Raw genomic sequence first — 16,158 nt, 5'->3', positions numbered from 1 at the left:
ATATAGACAGAAGGCTATAAGGAGTGACATCGGAATGAAAGATTATATATTAGTTATCGGAGCCCACCCTGATGATGAACTTTTAGGCTCTGCAGGAACTATCAAACGCTTGATTGATCAAGGGTATACAGTCGTATCTGTTGTTACAGCGTTAGGGCGTAAAGAAGAAGCTCATCACATTCAAGCATTTGGCCGTCTAGCTAACCAAAAGCTTGGCATAGAAGAAGTTATTTTTCTAGGTCATAAAAATTTAGAGTTAGAAATGATGCCTCGTCACAAGTTAACAAAAGAAATCGAAGCATTAATAACAAAATATAATCCGAGCAAAATTTTCACTCATCATCATGGCGATATGAACATCGATCACCGTATTACATTTGAAGCAGTTTTAACCGCAACTCGTCCGCTTCCTAACAAAAAACCAATCGAGCTAATTACATTTGAAACAGTATCTTCTACCGAATGGAATACGTATACACACGATCAAGTATTTAAACCAAATTATTTTGTAAATGTTACTGATACAATGGATTTAAAAGTGGAAGCGCTAAAAGAATATGACGTGGAAATGCGTGATTTTCCGCACCCAAGATCATATGAAGGTGTCAAAGCATTAGCCAAAGTTCGTGGAATGACCGTTGGTGTTCCATATGCTGAAGCGTTTGAAATTATAAGGAGGGTTTGGTTGTGAAACACAGTGGCAACATCCCATATCCATATATAATTGATACGTTGGATACATTTTATGGGGTTAATAATAAGAGTGATGTTCAAAAATACAGTTCAATTCAACCTAGCAAAAAACTAAAACTCACAGCAAAACAAGACTCCCAAAAGCGCAGGCTGTCAATTTTAATCACAACGTTTTGGGATTATCCCCATACAGGCGGGCTATCGAATTATATCTCAGAACTAAGCGCTACTTTACGTAGTCAAGGTCATTATGTGGATGTCATTTCTCCCCGCAAGTTTCCATCTTTTAAAAAAGAAGAAATGCGCAATGAAATTGTTCCAGAACTCGAAGGCTTTTTTTCAACTCGTTATGGTGAAGTAAACAATCTTATTTTAAAAAATCACCGCTTACTTTATATCTATGAACAAATGTTAAAGACTGTAGATTTAGAAAGATATGACATCCTTCATGCTCAAGATTTATTCACCGCCAATATTTTAGGGAACTTCAACAAATCTCTTCAAAAGCCTCTCTTTTATACCCCTCATGGCATGTATACTTTTAACCGCTTAAAGTTCAATATTTTTGATAAAGGCTCGGTTGAAGAAGCGTATTATCTACGCATGGAGCAGCAAGCTGTTTCGTTTGCAAGCCATATCATCATTTTACATGATGGGTTTCGCTCACCCCTTGAAAGTATTGGTGCTAAACAAGAGCATATGACAACCGTGTACACCGGAATTAAAAATAAGATGTACGCTAAAAAGCGTAAAGAAAAAGATCAAAAAATTACTATTGCATCAATTGCTAGACTGGGTCCCCGAAAAGGGCATAAAGATTTATTAAAGGCCCTGTCTACAATTAATCATCAGCTAGATAATGTAGAAGTTCTTATTGTAGGTGATGGGGAAATGCGCGAAGAGTTAGAAGAACAAAAAGAACAACTAAATTTAGATATGGTTCATTTCCTTGGAACTCGAACCGACGTTCCAGAAATCTTACATGAAACCGATATTTTTGTTCTCGCCACGTTGAACGATAGCTTACCTTTATCTATCATTGAAGCGATGCATGCTGAAACGGCAATTATTTCAACGGAATGTGGAGGCATCCCAGAGATTGTTAAACACAATAAAACCGGAATTATTATCGAACCAGGAGATACTGAAACGTTAGCTCGAGCACTCTCGTTTTTCATTACTAATAAAAAAGCACGGGAGCGGATGGCTACTAATGCAAAGCATTTCGCAAAAGCAAAATTAACAAACGAAAAAATGGTCTCTTTTATAAACAACCTTTATGTTCAAGGGCTTGCTGCTTTTAAGGTAGGTGAAAAGATATGAACCACAAACACGCTGCCGTAGTACTCGATCTTAGCGCAAATGGATTAGGAATTATTAAAAGGTTAGCGGAACGCAACATTCAAATATATGCTTTTGATACAGAAAAACCTTATCGGATTGGAAAAACAAAGTTAGCTGCTTGTAACCCTTGTCCGAGTCCTCTTACCGAAGAGAAAGCCCTGCTCGATGTTCTTATTACGCTTGCTAAGGAACAAGAATATAAACCAGTCTTGTATACGGGTGCTGATGATTATGTCATGTTTATTTCCAAACACCGAGAGGAGCTTTCCAACTACTTTTTATTTCTATTCCCTGACCATGATGTAATTGAGCAAGTGCTAGATAAACAGTTGGCCTATGACCTTGCCTTAAAACATAACATCCCTTGTCCTCAAACTTTAATCATTAAAAATGCGGATGATATGAAGACAGCCATAGATACGCTGGAATTTCCATGTATTTTAAAACCTGTACTCGGTCATGAATTTCGGAAGATTATTAACAAAAAAGCAATCTTAATTCAAACTCCTGAACAGCTGCAAGCAGAATACCCTACCTATCAACAAGCTGGAGAGCTAATTGTCCAAGAGATTATTCCAGGTGATAACAGCTGTTTTTATAAGGTAGCCACTTTTTTTGATGAAAACATGAACTTGCTGGCGAAGTTTTCTCTCCAAAAAAATCATCAGTTTCCTGCTCAGTTTGGAACAGGCGCACATATTGTAAGTAAAACGATTCCAGAACTATTTGATATTTGTATCCCGTTCTTTAAAGATATTCATTTAAAAGGGATTGCGATGGCTGAGTTTAAAAAAGATCCAAGAGATGGTATTTATAAATTTATCGAAATAAACCCCCGTTTTTGGCTAACACATAGCTTAACAGGCGCAGCCGGTATTGACTTTGTTTACCTCTATTATTTATCTATGACGGGGCAAAAGCCTCTTCCTCACCTCGTTCAAAAAGACGGAGTGAAATGGATTTACCTCGTACGCTATTACTTAACCTACCTTACAAAGCGAAAGCATGAAGGCATGACGTTACGAGATTTTCTATCAGGTTTTAAAGGTGAAAAAGAATGGGCATTGTTCAACTTACGAGATCCGATGCCCTTTGTTCGAAGCGCTTATTCACATTTAGTCAACGCATGGAAAAACAAGCGAAAGGAGAAATAAGAAATGTATCAACCAAAAGAATTATATTCTACGTTTCACCGCTTAAAAATAGAAGAAAAGTTATCAGCTTCGATTGGAAAAAAAGTTAAAATCGATTCTACTGACTTGAAATGCTTAAAATCTACAACTCGAAGTAGTATCTATAAACTGATTGTGCATACAAAGTATGATTCGTTTCCTCTTATCTTTAAAACGTACAGTAAGGCTAATTATAAAAACGATATTGAAATCAATATGTACACAAAAGGTTATTCAACGTTAAAGTCCTTTTTCCCAACTATCTACTTAGTAGAAGAATACAAAGAAGAAACATGGATATTTATGGAGTTTGTTCACCAAATTCGCGGTCAATTGGTATTCACACCAAAGCATTTTCAGTCCATTATTCCATCAGTAGCAAAACTGCATGCCCAGACGTTTGATAGTCACTTTAATGAACAAGTAAATGAATGGAGTTCGTGGTTACCTATATATGATTCAGCTACCATGCGAAAAGAACGCTCAAAAGCCATTGCTAACACGGTAAATTTTCTTCAAGAGTCCTCAAAGAATCGAGAGTTAAAATCCGTTCTTGCACCTCATAAAAATTCGTTATTTAAAATATACGAAAAGGGCCCAGACTTTTTCCCTGAGTTATTACAAAGCGGTTCTTCATTAACACATGGCGATTTACACATGCAGAATATCTGTAGCCATGATACGGCAAAAAACGGCCCTTGGCCAATTCAATTTATCGACTGGGAGTCTGCAAAATATGCTCCTTCTTGGCTAGATTTGATTGTATTAGTTGAGTTGTTAATTGCTTTTCGAAAAGACTGGCAAAAAGACGGCAATTCTATTCGAACAGAGTGTATTAAAACCTATCTTCAAGAGATGAAAAAACACGGTATTTCCTTTGAAGAAAATCCCACCCACCTTTATAAAATGGCATATTTGCAACGAACGCTTGAAAAGGGACTACAAACACAGCTGAGAAGAATTTTTGAAAATCGAGGTGGTGAACTATTACCTTATCACCTTCATAAACTTGAAACTTGGGGTAAAGACCTTGGAATTTATAAATAGCAAGCGAACAAATCGAGGTGTTATGTTATGAACGATTTTTTTCCGACAAACCTCCCTCCGTTTTTCCCTGATTTATTGCAGACCATGGATAAATTTTATGATGTTTCATCAATCAATCCAGCTTTCATCCCTAGCCCAGTGTTTCAACCAACAAAAGCGCCCACTCGAAAGTCGAAGCTTCGTATTTTATATGTAACCTTTTTACGTTATCCAAATACAGGAGGGTTAGCTCACTATATCAATCACGTTAAAGATGGTTTCTCAGAGCTTGAACACCATGTTGATGTCCTTTCCCCTCTTAACATGTCAAAAGAAGAGATTGAGGTTCATATTCCAGCCCAAGCTTCTAAAGCAAAAGAATTTATGAACAAGCGCTATGGGTTGATCAGCGAGAAAGTAATTAAAAACACAAGCTTCCTTACTGTTTTTAGCGCTTTTTTAGAAAGACAGAATCTTAAAGATTATGATATTATCCATGCTCAAGATCTCTTTGCATCATACCTTCTCACTCACCTCAACCAAAAACTTCACAAACCCATTTTTTTTACTCCGCACGGTCATTTTACTAAAAGCCGTATTGATTTTCACAAGATGGAAAAAGGATCCCTTGAAGAAGCTTATTTTACAGAGATTGAGAGAGTTGGCATACGAGGGGCTTTCCGAATTATCACCATCAGCGATTCATTTTACACACGGCTAAAAGAGCTTGGAGCATCAGATCAGCAATTAAGAACTGTTCATACCGGTGTGAAACCTCCTCTACTGCGTACTTCTTATAACAAAGCAACCAATAAACTAATCATTACCTGCATCGCACGACTAGGACCTAGAAAAGGTCATGAGTTCTTTCTTCAAGCTCTTTCTCACCTAAAACAGTTCGAAGGTTTTATTGAAGTCTGGATTGTTGGTGATGGTGTTATGAGAAAGCATCTTGAAAAAGTTCGTAGCGATTTAGATTTATCGTTTGTTACGTTTTTTGGTAAACGTCATGATATCTTTGACATTCTTCAACAATCTCATATCTATGTTTTGCCAACTTTAAATGATAACCTCCCTTTATCCATCATTGAAGCAATGCATGCAAAACAGGCCATTATAACATGCGAATGTGGAGGGATACCTGAGATTATTACGAACAGACATTCAGGAATCATTTGTAAACCTGGAAATGTTACTGAATTAAAGCAAGCTATTGAAGAACTCATTTGTAATGACGAATACCGTGAAACATTAGGGAATCAAGCCTTTGAGTTTGCAACTACTCATTTAACGGTGGATGCAATGATCACTAAAATACAAGCAGTCTATGAAGAGTGGTGGAAGGCCAATACAGAAAAGGAGAATGAATGTGATGAATAAATCAAATTGTGATAAATTATGAAAGTATTAGTGACAGGTGGAACAGGCTTTATTGGCTCTCATGTTGTTGAGTGTTTATTAGAAAATGGTTACACTCCGGTTGTACTTGACGATTTATCAAGCGGAACCAAAAGCAATCTTGTTGATGACGTCCCTTTTTACAACATGTCAATTTTGTCAAAAGAGATTGAGCATGTATTTAAAATTGAAAAACCAGAAGTTGTTATCCACTTAGCGGCACAGGTCAATGTTTCGACTTCTTTAAAAGCTCCTGTTGAAGACGCAGCAACCAACATCTTAGGAACTATTAACCTGCTAGATATGTGTCAAAAGCATGCGGTCAAAAAATTTATTTTCTCTTCTTCTAGCGCTGTATACGGTGATGCTGACACAATTATCGATGAAGAAACATCCACATCTCCTCTCTCTTTTTACGGAACGTCCAAACTTGTATCCGAGTCTTACATTCAGTTATTTCAACGGCTACACGGACTCTCTTTTACCATTTTCCGCTATGCTAACGTATACGGACCACGTCAAAAATCAGACGGAGAAGGTGGCGTTATAAGTATTTTTATTAACCAACTACTAAATGGGAAAACTCCTTCTATCTTCGGAAGTGGAAATCAAACTAGAGACTTTGTATTTGTTGAAGATGTAGCAAAAGCAAACGTTCTCGCTATTACAAAAGGAGAAAATGAAATTATTAATATTAGCAGCAATGAACAAATTAGCATTAATGAACTATTCAAGCTATTAGCTGCAACCCTTTCTCCATCCACTATACCTCACTACTTACCTGGACAAAACGGGGAAATTTTACACAGTCAATTAAACAACAAAAAAGCACTTCAAACGCTTGGCTGGAAACCCTCTAGCGACATGTATACGCATTTACTGAAAACGATTGAACATTTTAAATCCTATAAAGGTTAGTACCAAAAAGCTACCAAAGAACCTGGTAGCTTTTCTTTCTATTGCACCTACTCTACTCTTTTCTACATATAAAGAAAGGAACTGAAGACTCTAACTATATACACAGCCATTTTTATCCCGTTTATGTGAACAGGGGATTACATGGACTTTCCAACAATTCACACAAATTTTTGGGATGCAACAATCGCAGTGCTTTGCGTGATGATTGCAACTCAGCCTCTAAAAAATTTCTTTAAAATCAATAAAAATAGGTACCAACAGTTGCTTTATTGATAGGATTGGCAGTTTCTGTCTTTATCAGCCACCAAAAAATTTAATTGCTGGCCTTTTTATGGGATGGTTTTATGGATATGGCGCCATTGGTTCCTATGCTTCTTTAAAAACAACGCTACAAGCTTTTCGGACAGAAACAAAATAATAAAAAACACGTTGCTCTAAGAAACGCCACCTTTACCAGACCTAAGTCTTATCGTAAACTCCTCTTATAGTCTTATTTAATTTGTTTTTTTTGGATATACAATAACTGTATAACACTTTAAAAGAGGTGATTACACTGTATATATCAAAAAAAATTGGCGTTTTAAGCTGGCTTGTTACTTGCTGCTATTTTTTAATTGAACCGTTTTTTATTTATACCTCTCTTGTTCCCTATAGTTTTTTATACCACGCTATGAGCGATCTTGGTGTTACTTCATGTGGTAAATATACCTACGCTCTGGCACCCTATGCTATCTGTTCTCCTCACCACCTTTGGATGAACGCTTTGTTTATTATAAACGGTTTAACCCTTTCCATCGGAATCTTATATTTAGCACAACATCTTGAAAAAACAAAAGTGAGACATCTAGCAACAATCTTCCTTTTACTATTGGCATTAGGAAATATTGTTTCTGGGTTCATTCCAGCTGATATTGACTTGTTTTGGCACTCCATTATTGCTCAGGTAGGAATGCTTACTACTATAGCCGGACTTGGGATGTACGCGAAGCTTTTACCGACAGGGCGCAACTGGACCCTTGCTTGTTTAATTATACTAGTTCTTATTCTAGTGCTTGTACTGTTTGTTTTTTTCTTTCCAATGCCCGTTGGTTTATTACAGCGATTATTTTATTTTGTCATTTTCATATGGGGAACTGTTCTTGCATTATGGAACGTAAAACAAAAATAAAAAGCTCCTTTACATTAGGAGCTTTTTATTAATGAGTAGCTTCTTTCTCTTCCTTCTTCCATTGAGGTCTTAGTTTTAAAATGACAAGCGCAATAATAAGAAGAAATCCTATACTCACATAGAAACCTGGTCTGCTTGATGAGTGTAAGAGCGTACCAGATACTGCTAATACAATGAGAATCATTCCTACAATTTGCTTAATTTTATCTCCTACACTTAATTTGAGTAGCTTTTGTCGGGAAATTAAAATAAAAAACCAATTATATAGTAGCATAAGACCAGCTGCTGTCGTAATGTATTCATAGATTTTCCCTGGTAGTAGCAGCGAAAGAACAATTGAAATAATTAATCCACATGTTGTCAATAAAATTGCTGGTAAAGGAAACTCCATTTTTTTTGATTTTTGTTTTGAAAATAAAGCAGGTGCATCTCCTTCTTTGGACAGCGTAATAATCATTTTTGTCACTGAAAAGAAAGATGCTGCCATCGTAGAAAATCCAGCAATAATCATTGCTCCATTAAAAACATGAGGGAAAAATGGTAGCTTATACGTTTCTAAAGCTGTAACAAAGGGACTCTCGTTTTCATGAAGCACTTGAAAAGGCACCATATAAATTACCAAAGCTAGAGAGATAACATAGATACTCACAAGTAGTAAGAGCATAACAGCTCCCGCTTTGGCTGCATCTTTTTTATCCTTTAATCGCATTGTCATAATGCCCATTACTTCAATTCCTCCAAAAGCATAAAAAGCGTATAATAACGCTCCCCAGAGACCGATAGCTCCTTTTGGAAAAAAACCACTGAGTCCGTTTGGCAACCCTTCCTTAGCACCATCATCTAAAAAACCAAATACAGCTAAGCAGGCCAATATAATAAACATAAAGATTGCAGCTACCTTTATAACGGCAAAGATGTTTTCTAAGCGTTCAAACCCTTTTGTACCAATAGCTACAGCTACGATTCCTAACACTGCATAAATGGATGCAAACACCCAGAGAGGAAGATGAGGAAACCAAAATCGTGTGAAAATAGATAAAGCCGTTAACTGACTTCCCATAATCATCATTTCAGAACTCCAGTATACCCAGCCGCTACTGAAACCAGCCCATCTACCATGTGCTTTTTTAGCATACGAGCGAAACGAACCTTCTTGAGGGTCTTTTGCACTCATTTTAGCAAGAGCTTCAAATACAATAAACGTACCGCATGCAGCTAGTAAAAACGCAATTAATACAGAAGGCCCTGTGTATTTAATCGCAATGCTTGATCCTAGAAAGTAACCCGTTCCAATCGTACAACCTACGCCAAGTAAAGATAATTGCCACCATTTTAACTCTCCTTGAACTTGACTTCCGCAGCTCAATGACAATTCCTCCTATCTTCTTCTACACTAACCTATCGTTTGTGAGGAACTAGAAGTTTATACATCTTTTAGAGTAAAAAAGATGTGTTTTATGAAGAAATTTGTTGTACAAGCCACTATAGCTGCATAAATTTAGTGTAGTCCACATGAACATCCAAAGGTAAATAAGGGGGTAATGATGTTGGGGTCTTTTTTCAGCTACATAATTTTGGGGCTTTCATTGGCAGCACCAATTGGACCAATTAATGCTGCCCAGCTAGATAAAGGCATTAAGCACGGCTTTTTACACGCTTGGTTCTTAGGTATTGGGGCTACCTTAGTAGATGCTTTATATATGATGGTGGTTTATTTCGGCTCCGTTCACCTATTAAATAGTGAATTTATGAAAACGCTGCTTTTTTCTTTCGGTTGCTTCGTGTTAATTTATACGGGTATTGAAGGTTTAGTAACGGCAAAAACCATCACAGAGACAAGAAAAACAAGCGGAGAGTCCGTATTAAAATGCTTTGCTTCTGGCTTTTTGCTTTCTCTTACTAATCCGTTAACAATTTTGTTCTGGCTAGGTATATACGGGTCTGTATTGGCTAAAACAGCGGCTACATCTACAGTTCAAGAGTTAATGATTTCTAGCTGTGCAATCTTTGTTGGTATCCTGATATGGGATATCACAATGGCTGCTTTATCCAGTACCTTCCGAAGATACTTAAGTTTAAAATTATTAACGCTTATATCGATTGTTTCTGGGGTGTCATTAGTTGGTTTTGGCATATATTTTGGCATTCAGGCTTATGCACTATTAACATAAAATTTAATAATAGTAACGCAGGTCGTTTAAAGTAAATGAAATTCGTACATCTTAAAGTTAACAGTTTAAAGATGGAGATGAAGCGATAAATGACTGATTTTACTAGTATAGAAAAAAGCTTACAAATAGCAGAACATGCTGTGTATCAATTTCAAATGAACGCTGTTCCTGAACAGTTTCAAAAAGCACAAAACCAACTAGCTATTGCTCAACAACACATTATCACGTTAAAGAGCCAAGGGATAGATAGCAATGAGTTAAAAAAAGCAGAAGAGCATTTAAAGCACTTAAAAGAAGCACAAAGCGCTGTAGAGTTTTCTTGATTACTTGTTGTTAATTTTCCTACACAAAAAGAAAGCGGACCCCAACATAAATCCGCTTTTTTTGTTTTCATTATTCTTCAACATAACGACCATGGTCAGGAATTGCAATTCGATCAAAATCTTTTACTAACATCAACAGGTTTTCAGCTAGCCATGTTTCCGAAACTGGTTGTCCATGACCCGTTACTGCTAATTTTGGTTGTAATGAGTGAAGCTTTTCAACAGACAGCCTTGCCGCTGACCAGTCCGTAGTTAAATAGCGAGGTGGTCCACTAATTTCTAGCTCTTGCTTTAAAACATCTAAAAGGTACTCTTGCTTTGTTGTAACAAACGCATCTCCAGCAATTAAAGCCTGGTCTTGATGTCGAAACAACGAAATATGCCCTGGCGTGTGACCTGGTGTGTGAATCCACTTCCAATTAGATAGACTGGGAATTGAGCCGTCTTTTGGAAGAGCTTGAACATGCATTCCTAGATTAATGGCTTCAGTAGGAAATAGAGGAGATAATTTGGCTACAAGCCCCCCCTCTACTGTACTATCCGGTAGTGGATAATTTTTTTGACCTGTCAAATAAGGCATTTCCAACTCGTGAGCATAGACAGGAACGTTCCACTTATCAACTAGGTCAATAATAGAGCCAATATGATCGAAATGAGCATGTGTCAAAACGATTGCCTTGGGCTGAGCACCCACACCGAACCGGTCTTCAATTGCCTTTAAAATCATCGGAGCCGAATCTGGCATTCCTGCATCCACTAACACAAATTCATTCTCATGTTCCGGGTTGCCCAAAAAGCAAACGTTTACAATCTGGGTGGTATAACTATAAATATCAGGAGCTACCTCCACTCCTTTGCCATTAGCTACAGATGTTACTGGAATAAATCGCTCAGTAGATGGACTACCTTGCATTTCCATATCCATTTCATGCACTCCCTTCTTTTGTACTTTTTCATTGTGTACAAGTTTATCCTCAGTATGCATTCGCTTGTAGTCATCTATTTGTTTTTATGATATCGTTTTACATAATAACTCTTGAGAAATGAGGAATTTATCATGATTACATATGAAGCCATACATCATGTAAGCATAGCCGTAACAGATGTTGAAAAAGCTAAACATTTTTATGGAGATGTTTTAGGATTACAGGAGATTGAGCGTCCGAATTTTGATTTTGAAGGAGCTTGGTACAAAGTTGGAAATCAACAAATCCACTTGATTGCTTTTCCTACTGCTCAAACCTTGCGTGGAACAACAAAGCTAAGCAGTCGTGAAGGTCACTTTGCTCTTCGAGTTGCTGATTATGATAAGACGTTTCGTCATTTAACCTCTAAAGGAATCGAGATCCTTGACAAACGAAAGAGTAAAAGCGGCTTTGCCCAAATCTTTTGCGCAGATCCTGATGGGAATTTAATTGAGCTAAACGTTGAGCAGTCTTCATTAAAAAAAGAGAACTAACTTTGAGTTAGCTCTCTTTTCCTTCTATTCTAGTAGCTGCATCACCGATTCTAATAATACATTTACGCCTTGTTCACACTGCTTCCAATCAGTAAACTCTTCCTCGCAATGACTTTTCCCATTCAAGCTTGGTACAAAAATCATCCCCGTCGGTATATAGCTAGCAATAAATTGCGCATCGTGACCCGCTCCGCTTACCATTCGTTTGTACGAATACGTTAGGTTTTGCGTTGCTTTCTCAATAACTCCACATACTTTCTCATCAAACCATACGGTATCTCGTCCCCATTGTTTTGTTGCTTGCATCATACAGCCTTCCGCTGCTACTAGAGAAGATAGGTTTTTAATTATTTCTTCTACTTCTCCAAGAATATTCATATCCTTATGCCTAGCTTCAATGGTAAAAATAACTTGATTTGGAATGACGGTATGAATATTTGGTAAAACGTTCAGACGTCCTATCGTAAAGACGAGTTCTTCATCTATTTGGCTTAGTTTTTCACGTGCTTTTTGGATAATTGTATTAGTGGCAAAAAGCGCATCTTTTCTCATTTTCATTGGTGTAGTACCTGCGTGATCTGATTCACCTGTAATTTTAATTTCATAGCAAACCATCCCAAGAACGCACTCCACTACTCCAATTGAGAGGTTTTCGCTTTCCAATACAGGTCCTTGTTCAATATGTAGCTCCAAAAATGCAGAAGCTTCTGTTAAGCGATTTATAATATCGCCTTCATAACCACTTGCTGCTAAAGCTTGCTCAAAGGTTGTTCCTTCCACATCTTGTTTCTTCAACATGGTCTGTTTATCAAATTTTCCAGACAAAACCCCTGAAGCCATCATTGAAGGTTCAAATCTAGCTCCCTCCTCGTTTGTAAAATTCACAATCATAATAGGAACTTTCGGCTTAACGTTGTTCTCTACAAGAGTTCTTACAAGCTCTAACCCTGCAACCACTCCTAGTACGCCATCGAAGCGGCCACCTTTTTTTACCGTATCGAGATGAGAACCCATGACAATAGGTGGCTTATCTTCAACTCCCTGTAAAGTTGCATAGATAGATCCCATATCATCAATTTTAACCGTCATGCCTAACTTCTTACAGCATTCACAGAAATAATCACGTACCAGTCGATCTTCCTTAGATAGAGATAGCCTTGTAACGCCGTTATGAGCTGTTTTTCCATACTCAGCAAATGCTTCAAGCTCTTGTTTTAACCGTTTACCGTTTATTACTAATTTTTGTCTTTGCAAAGCAACCACTCCTTCGTTTCTTTTAAAATGAATGATGTGGAAAATACTTGATGTCGAAAATGAATATCCATTATTATGACATAAGCATCGATGCAAATCTCCTTTTATGGTAGAACTCCTAGCAAACTCTTACTTTATAACAAATTATACAAAAACACTGTTTTTCCTCTTCGTAATTTATAATTAATGATTTCTTGCCTGACTTATAACAAATGTTCATAACTAAACCTTTATACTACATACAGATCAATAAACACCTCTCTTTGAATCTCCAATAAAACGACATAAAGATGACAAAACTAGTTCTTTTTTTACAAAGGGGTGTGAGCTAAGAGAGTCGTATTTATATATACATAAAAAAACAAAAGTCACTTTAAAATGACTTTTGCTTTTATTTAGATCCTTCATTTTTATTTCGTCTTGCAATACTCACAACCGTTACTAGAAACCCAACAACAACAGCAATAATTAAAAAGATAGTTGCTGCAAACAAATAACCCATTACGCTCTCTCCTTCAGTGTAATCTAGACATACCTATCTTACCACAGCCATATCATTTAACAAACTACATTCAAAACTTGTCGCAATCATTTCGTAACTTCAGGTTTGTTTTAAAATATAAAGGGAAAAATAAACATAATTCGGGAAAACCCTTTTCTTTTTCCGAATTATGTTGTAATATAAATGTAACATAACTGTAACAAAAGCAACATGAGTGTTACATAAAAGATGATTCATTTAGGAGGGAGAATCACAATGAAAAAATTTAAACTAGTTCTAATGACAATGGCTCTTTTCTTTACAATGACTGCAGGTGCTACAGCCGCAACAACGTCAGCAACCCTATCAAATAACCAAGCTATTAAAATTGCAGCGGATGCAAATGCTCGCTATTGGAATACTTTACACGGATACAAACAAAAAGCTTGTACACAAAAAGCATTTACTTATAAAGGCACTTATTATTCTTATGTTTGCAACGAATTTGATACAAAACAAAAAGTTACTTCTTACTTAAGTGGAGTTTATACAAATAGCGCAATTAATGCAGGACTATCAAAATACGCTTTTATTACACACAACGGTAAATTGGCTCGTCCAGTTGGTGATGGTGGCAACATGCTAGAGTGGAATAAGGCTAAAGTAAAATTAACATATCAACGTTCTGATGTACGCTCTTACGAATTCACTGTTCCTGACGTGGAAGGTGGTACTGTAAAACGTACCGTCACATTCTATAAATCAGGATCTACATGGAAAGTAAATAAATTCGATGCTGTACAATAATAAAAAGGTAGGCTTTCGCCTACCTTTTTATTATTGTACTAACGACATGCCAGGTGCTTCTGCATCCCGCTCTTGGAACCCAAGTTTTTTATAAAACTGCCCTTTCCCTTTTACAGCAAAAAGTTGAATGGATTCAATTCCTCTTTCATTACATTTACTTATAAGTCCGTTAATAATCTGTTTTCCTAACCCTTTTTTTTGATAACTTGGGTCTACCATCACGTCACAAATTAAAGCTTGATATATACCATCTGAAATCATTCGACCAAACGCAATTAATTGATTATCATCATAAATGGAAAAAGTATAAAAGCTATTGCACACTGCTTCGTAAAGCTGCTCTTTCGTATAGCTTGCTTTTTTACTTTTCTTTAAGCCACTCACTTCATGAAGATATGCAAATTGATGAAACGCAGGCAATCGATTTGTTGTTATGTAAGCCATTATTCTCTCCCTTCCTTTCCGCTAATCCTTATCTATTTACTTTCATCAAGTTATGAATAAATAAACAACAATATAAATATTTATACAATAATATCTATGAAAATTCAATAGTAATCCATTATTTTTAGCAAATAACTAATTTTCCTCACAAAAAAACTTCCTTTATCAGGAAGTTTTTTTGTTAATTATTTCATTAGCTAGCAATGTATAAGACTGAAGCCGCTCTTCAAGAGATGGAATGAATGTAACAATCATAAACTCATCAACTTGATAAGCATCCTGCATAGATTTAAGCTTATGCTTGATTGTCCTTGGCGAACCAATCAGTATTTTCTTTTCAATCTCTGCTTTAACCTGACTATCTTTCAATTTATCGATATATTCCTTTGCTTCTCGAATCGGCAGAAGGCCCGCTTTATTCTCTCCTCTTTCACTTTGAATATTCCAGGCTATCGCGCTAAGGGCAAGTTCTTTGGCCTTTTCATCTGTTTCTGCACAAATAACAGATACAGTCAACAAAGCTTTTGGGTGATGCTGTGCTTGATGAGGCTGAAAGTTCATGCGGTACTCGTGTAAAACCTCTCCTGGGTCTTTAGCGCTCATAAATTGTCCAAATGCATACGGCATGCCGTACTTAGCTGCTAATAATGCGCTCTTTTTGCTTGTTCCAAGAATCCACGGTACAGGCGGAACCAAAGGTAAAGGAGCTGCTTTTAAGGTAGTGGTATCAACTCTTTCTTTATACTGTAGAAAATGAAGTAACTCTTCTACTAAAGCAGGCATATTAAACGCTTGCTGTAGAAAGTTATCTGAAAGAGTCGTCATTACGTCCGTTCCGCCTCCTGGCGCTCTACCTAAGCCAACGTCAATGCGACCCGGAAGCATCGTTGAAAGTGTATTGTACACTTCCGCTACTTTATACGGTTTGTAATATGGTAACAAAACGGCTCCAGAGCCAAGACGAATTCTCTTTGTTTGTGCACCAATATAGCTAAGCATGACTTCGGGCGCAGAGCTTGCTAATCCCTTTAAATCATGATGCTCAGACATCCAATAACGCGTATATCCCAGTCTATCTGCTGCTTTTGCAAGCTCCACAGATTCAACTAGCGCATGTTGAGGTTCTTGACCTATTCTTATTGGTGATTGATCGAGTATGCTAAGCTTCATCTAGGTTGCTCCTCAGCAAGAGTTAAGGTAAACGTTCCTATTTGATTTTCCTTGTATAAGTTTGTAACTGATGTAAAGTATGTGTGAATGACAGCCACAAAAGACTCCTTTTTGGCCGGAATACGAACATAAAATTTATTTTTATATAATAAAGTTGTAACATCATGATACGCTTCACTTGTTACGTCAAATTCAAATGTAATATAGCGTTTTTCTTGTTCTTCCTTTTCTTGAAAATGTCGAACTACAAACTCTTTGTCGTTTAGCCATACTTCATTTATCATTATATCACTCCTTACGTATAGGCATCATAGCACTACCTTCTACATA

At 36.8% G+C, this 16,158-nt stretch carries 17 protein-coding genes and 1 pseudogene; 12 read left to right on the top strand and 6 right to left on the bottom strand.

Annotated features, from left to right (window positions below):
• Nucleotides 1–34: 34 nt before the first annotated feature.
• The 8 genes and pseudogenes from NIZ91_09640 to NIZ91_09605 all read left to right on the top strand — a co-directional run bounded on the left by NIZ91_09640 (nt 35) and on the right by NIZ91_09605 (nt 7,719).
• The gene (locus NIZ91_09640; GenBank protein USY56886.1) at nt 35–691 is read left to right on the top strand and encodes a PIG-L family deacetylase; all 657 of its coding nucleotides are present in this window, start codon (nt 35–37) and stop codon (nt 689–691) included.
• Nucleotides 688–2,016, top strand: a complete 1,329-nt coding sequence (locus tag NIZ91_09635; GenBank protein ID USY56885.1) for a glycosyltransferase family 4 protein — start codon at nt 688–690, stop codon at nt 2,014–2,016. The genes NIZ91_09640 and NIZ91_09635 overlap by 4 nt, the downstream gene beginning before the upstream one ends.
• Complete coding sequence (locus NIZ91_09630) at nt 2,013–3,191, top strand: carbamoyl-phosphate synthase (protein USY56884.1); 1,179 nt, start codon at nt 2,013–2,015, stop codon at nt 3,189–3,191. Before NIZ91_09635 ends, NIZ91_09630 begins: the two co-directional genes overlap by 4 nt.
• Before the next feature lie 3 nt (nt 3,192–3,194).
• A complete protein-coding gene (locus tag NIZ91_09625) occupies nt 3,195–4,256 on the top strand; it encodes a phosphotransferase (protein USY56883.1) in 1,062 nt (353 codons plus the stop codon).
• A gap of 27 nt (nt 4,257–4,283) precedes the next feature.
• Nucleotides 4,284–5,615, top strand: coding sequence for a glycosyltransferase family 4 protein (locus NIZ91_09620; GenBank protein ID USY56882.1), 1,332 nt, complete (start codon nt 4,284–4,286; stop codon nt 5,613–5,615).
• A gap of 18 nt (nt 5,616–5,633) precedes the next feature.
• On the top strand, nt 5,634–6,551 hold the full coding sequence (locus tag NIZ91_09615; GenBank protein USY56881.1) for an NAD-dependent epimerase/dehydratase family protein: 918 nt from the start codon (nt 5,634–5,636) through the stop codon (nt 6,549–6,551).
• Nucleotides 6,552–6,692: 141 nt separating this feature from the next.
• A pseudogene (locus NIZ91_09610) lies at nt 6,693–6,969 on the top strand (hypothetical protein).
• Nucleotides 6,970–7,104: 135 nt separating this feature from the next.
• Nucleotides 7,105–7,719 carry a DUF998 domain-containing protein gene (locus NIZ91_09605; protein USY57137.1) on the top strand — a complete coding sequence of 205 codons (615 nt, stop codon included), beginning with the start codon at nt 7,105–7,107 and terminating at the stop codon, nt 7,717–7,719.
• Nucleotides 7,720–7,747: 28 nt separating this feature from the next.
• Here the strand turns inward: NIZ91_09605 and NIZ91_09600 are convergent, their stop codons facing one another.
• Nucleotides 7,748–9,085: an amino acid permease gene (locus NIZ91_09600; GenBank protein ID USY56880.1), complete on the bottom strand. Its 1,338-nt coding sequence runs from the start codon at nt 9,083–9,085 to the stop codon at nt 7,748–7,750.
• Between the two features lie 181 nt (nt 9,086–9,266).
• Between NIZ91_09600 and NIZ91_09595 the strand changes: the two genes are divergently transcribed.
• A complete protein-coding gene (locus tag NIZ91_09595) occupies nt 9,267–9,890 on the top strand; it encodes a LysE family translocator (GenBank protein ID USY57136.1) in 624 nt (207 codons plus the stop codon).
• Nucleotides 9,891–9,979: 89 nt separating this feature from the next.
• Nucleotides 9,980–10,213: a hypothetical protein gene (locus NIZ91_09590; GenBank protein USY56879.1), complete on the top strand. Its 234-nt coding sequence runs from the start codon at nt 9,980–9,982 to the stop codon at nt 10,211–10,213.
• 70 nt (nt 10,214–10,283) lie between these two features.
• On the opposite strand, the gene NIZ91_09585 is transcribed toward NIZ91_09590, so the two are convergent.
• Nucleotides 10,284–11,138, bottom strand: coding sequence for an MBL fold metallo-hydrolase (locus NIZ91_09585; protein USY56878.1), 855 nt, complete (start codon nt 11,136–11,138; stop codon nt 10,284–10,286).
• Between the two features lie 132 nt (nt 11,139–11,270).
• Here NIZ91_09585 and NIZ91_09580 point away from each other — a divergent pair, with 132 nt between their 5' ends.
• Nucleotides 11,271–11,672, top strand: coding sequence for a VOC family protein (locus tag NIZ91_09580; protein USY56877.1), 402 nt, complete (start codon nt 11,271–11,273; stop codon nt 11,670–11,672).
• Between the two features lie 24 nt (nt 11,673–11,696).
• Here NIZ91_09580 and NIZ91_09575 read toward each other — a convergent pair whose 3' ends face one another.
• Complete coding sequence (locus tag NIZ91_09575) at nt 11,697–12,926, bottom strand: Zn-dependent hydrolase (GenBank protein USY56876.1); 1,230 nt, start codon at nt 12,924–12,926, stop codon at nt 11,697–11,699.
• Nucleotides 12,927–13,683: 757 nt separating this feature from the next.
• Between NIZ91_09575 and NIZ91_09570 the strand changes: the two genes are divergently transcribed.
• Nucleotides 13,684–14,214 carry an IseA DL-endopeptidase inhibitor family protein gene (locus NIZ91_09570; GenBank protein ID USY56875.1) on the top strand — a complete coding sequence of 177 codons (531 nt, stop codon included), beginning with the start codon at nt 13,684–13,686 and terminating at the stop codon, nt 14,212–14,214.
• A 30-nt stretch (nt 14,215–14,244) separates the two neighbouring features.
• On the opposite strand, the gene NIZ91_09565 is transcribed toward NIZ91_09570, so the two are convergent.
• The 3 genes from NIZ91_09565 to NIZ91_09555 all read right to left on the bottom strand — a co-directional run bounded on the left by NIZ91_09565 (nt 14,245) and on the right by NIZ91_09555 (nt 16,112).
• Nucleotides 14,245–14,658, bottom strand: coding sequence for a GNAT family N-acetyltransferase (locus tag NIZ91_09565; GenBank protein ID USY56874.1), 414 nt, complete (start codon nt 14,656–14,658; stop codon nt 14,245–14,247).
• 165 nt (nt 14,659–14,823) lie between these two features.
• The gene (locus NIZ91_09560; protein ID USY56873.1) at nt 14,824–15,828 is read right to left on the bottom strand and encodes an LLM class flavin-dependent oxidoreductase; all 1,005 of its coding nucleotides are present in this window, start codon (nt 15,826–15,828) and stop codon (nt 14,824–14,826) included.
• Nucleotides 15,825–16,112 carry a YkvR family protein gene (locus NIZ91_09555; GenBank protein USY56872.1) on the bottom strand — a complete coding sequence of 96 codons (288 nt, stop codon included), beginning with the start codon at nt 16,110–16,112 and terminating at the stop codon, nt 15,825–15,827. The genes NIZ91_09560 and NIZ91_09555 overlap by 4 nt, the downstream gene beginning before the upstream one ends.
• Nucleotides 16,113–16,158: the final 46 nt, after the last annotated feature.

The organism is Bacillus sp. 1780r2a1 (genome assembly GCA_024134725.1).
Taxonomy (GTDB): Bacteria; Bacillota; Bacilli; order Bacillales; family Bacillaceae_H; genus Priestia; species Priestia aryabhattai_A.
This window is presented reverse-complemented; position numbering and strand designations above follow the sequence as displayed.

Bases quoted from the DNA above. Each gene is read 5' to 3' on its own strand.
- NIZ91_09640 (USY56886.1), top strand. From the start codon at position 35: ATGAAAGATTATATATTAGTTATCGGAGCCCACCCTGATGATGAACTT.
- NIZ91_09630 (USY56884.1), top strand. From the start codon at position 2,013: ATGAACCACAAACACGCTGCCGTAGTACTCGATCTTAGCGCAAATGGA.
- NIZ91_09625 (USY56883.1), top strand. From the start codon at position 3,195: ATGTATCAACCAAAAGAATTATATTCTACGTTTCACCGCTTAAAAATA.
- NIZ91_09620 (USY56882.1), top strand. From the start codon at position 4,284: ATGAACGATTTTTTTCCGACAAACCTCCCTCCGTTTTTCCCTGATTTA.
- NIZ91_09615 (USY56881.1), top strand. From the start codon at position 5,634: ATGAAAGTATTAGTGACAGGTGGAACAGGCTTTATTGGCTCTCATGTT.
- NIZ91_09590 (USY56879.1), top strand. From the start codon at position 9,980: ATGACTGATTTTACTAGTATAGAAAAAAGCTTACAAATAGCAGAACAT.
- NIZ91_09585 (USY56878.1), bottom strand. From the start codon at position 11,138: ATGGATATGGAAATGCAAGGTAGTCCATCTACTGAGCGATTTATTCCA.
- NIZ91_09580 (USY56877.1), top strand. From the start codon at position 11,271: ATGATTACATATGAAGCCATACATCATGTAAGCATAGCCGTAACAGAT.
- NIZ91_09570 (USY56875.1), top strand. From the start codon at position 13,684: ATGAAAAAATTTAAACTAGTTCTAATGACAATGGCTCTTTTCTTTACA.
- NIZ91_09565 (USY56874.1), bottom strand. From the start codon at position 14,658: ATGGCTTACATAACAACAAATCGATTGCCTGCGTTTCATCAATTTGCA.
- NIZ91_09560 (USY56873.1), bottom strand. From the start codon at position 15,828: ATGAAGCTTAGCATACTCGATCAATCACCAATAAGAATAGGTCAAGAA.
- NIZ91_09555 (USY56872.1), bottom strand. From the start codon at position 16,112: ATGATAAATGAAGTATGGCTAAACGACAAAGAGTTTGTAGTTCGACAT.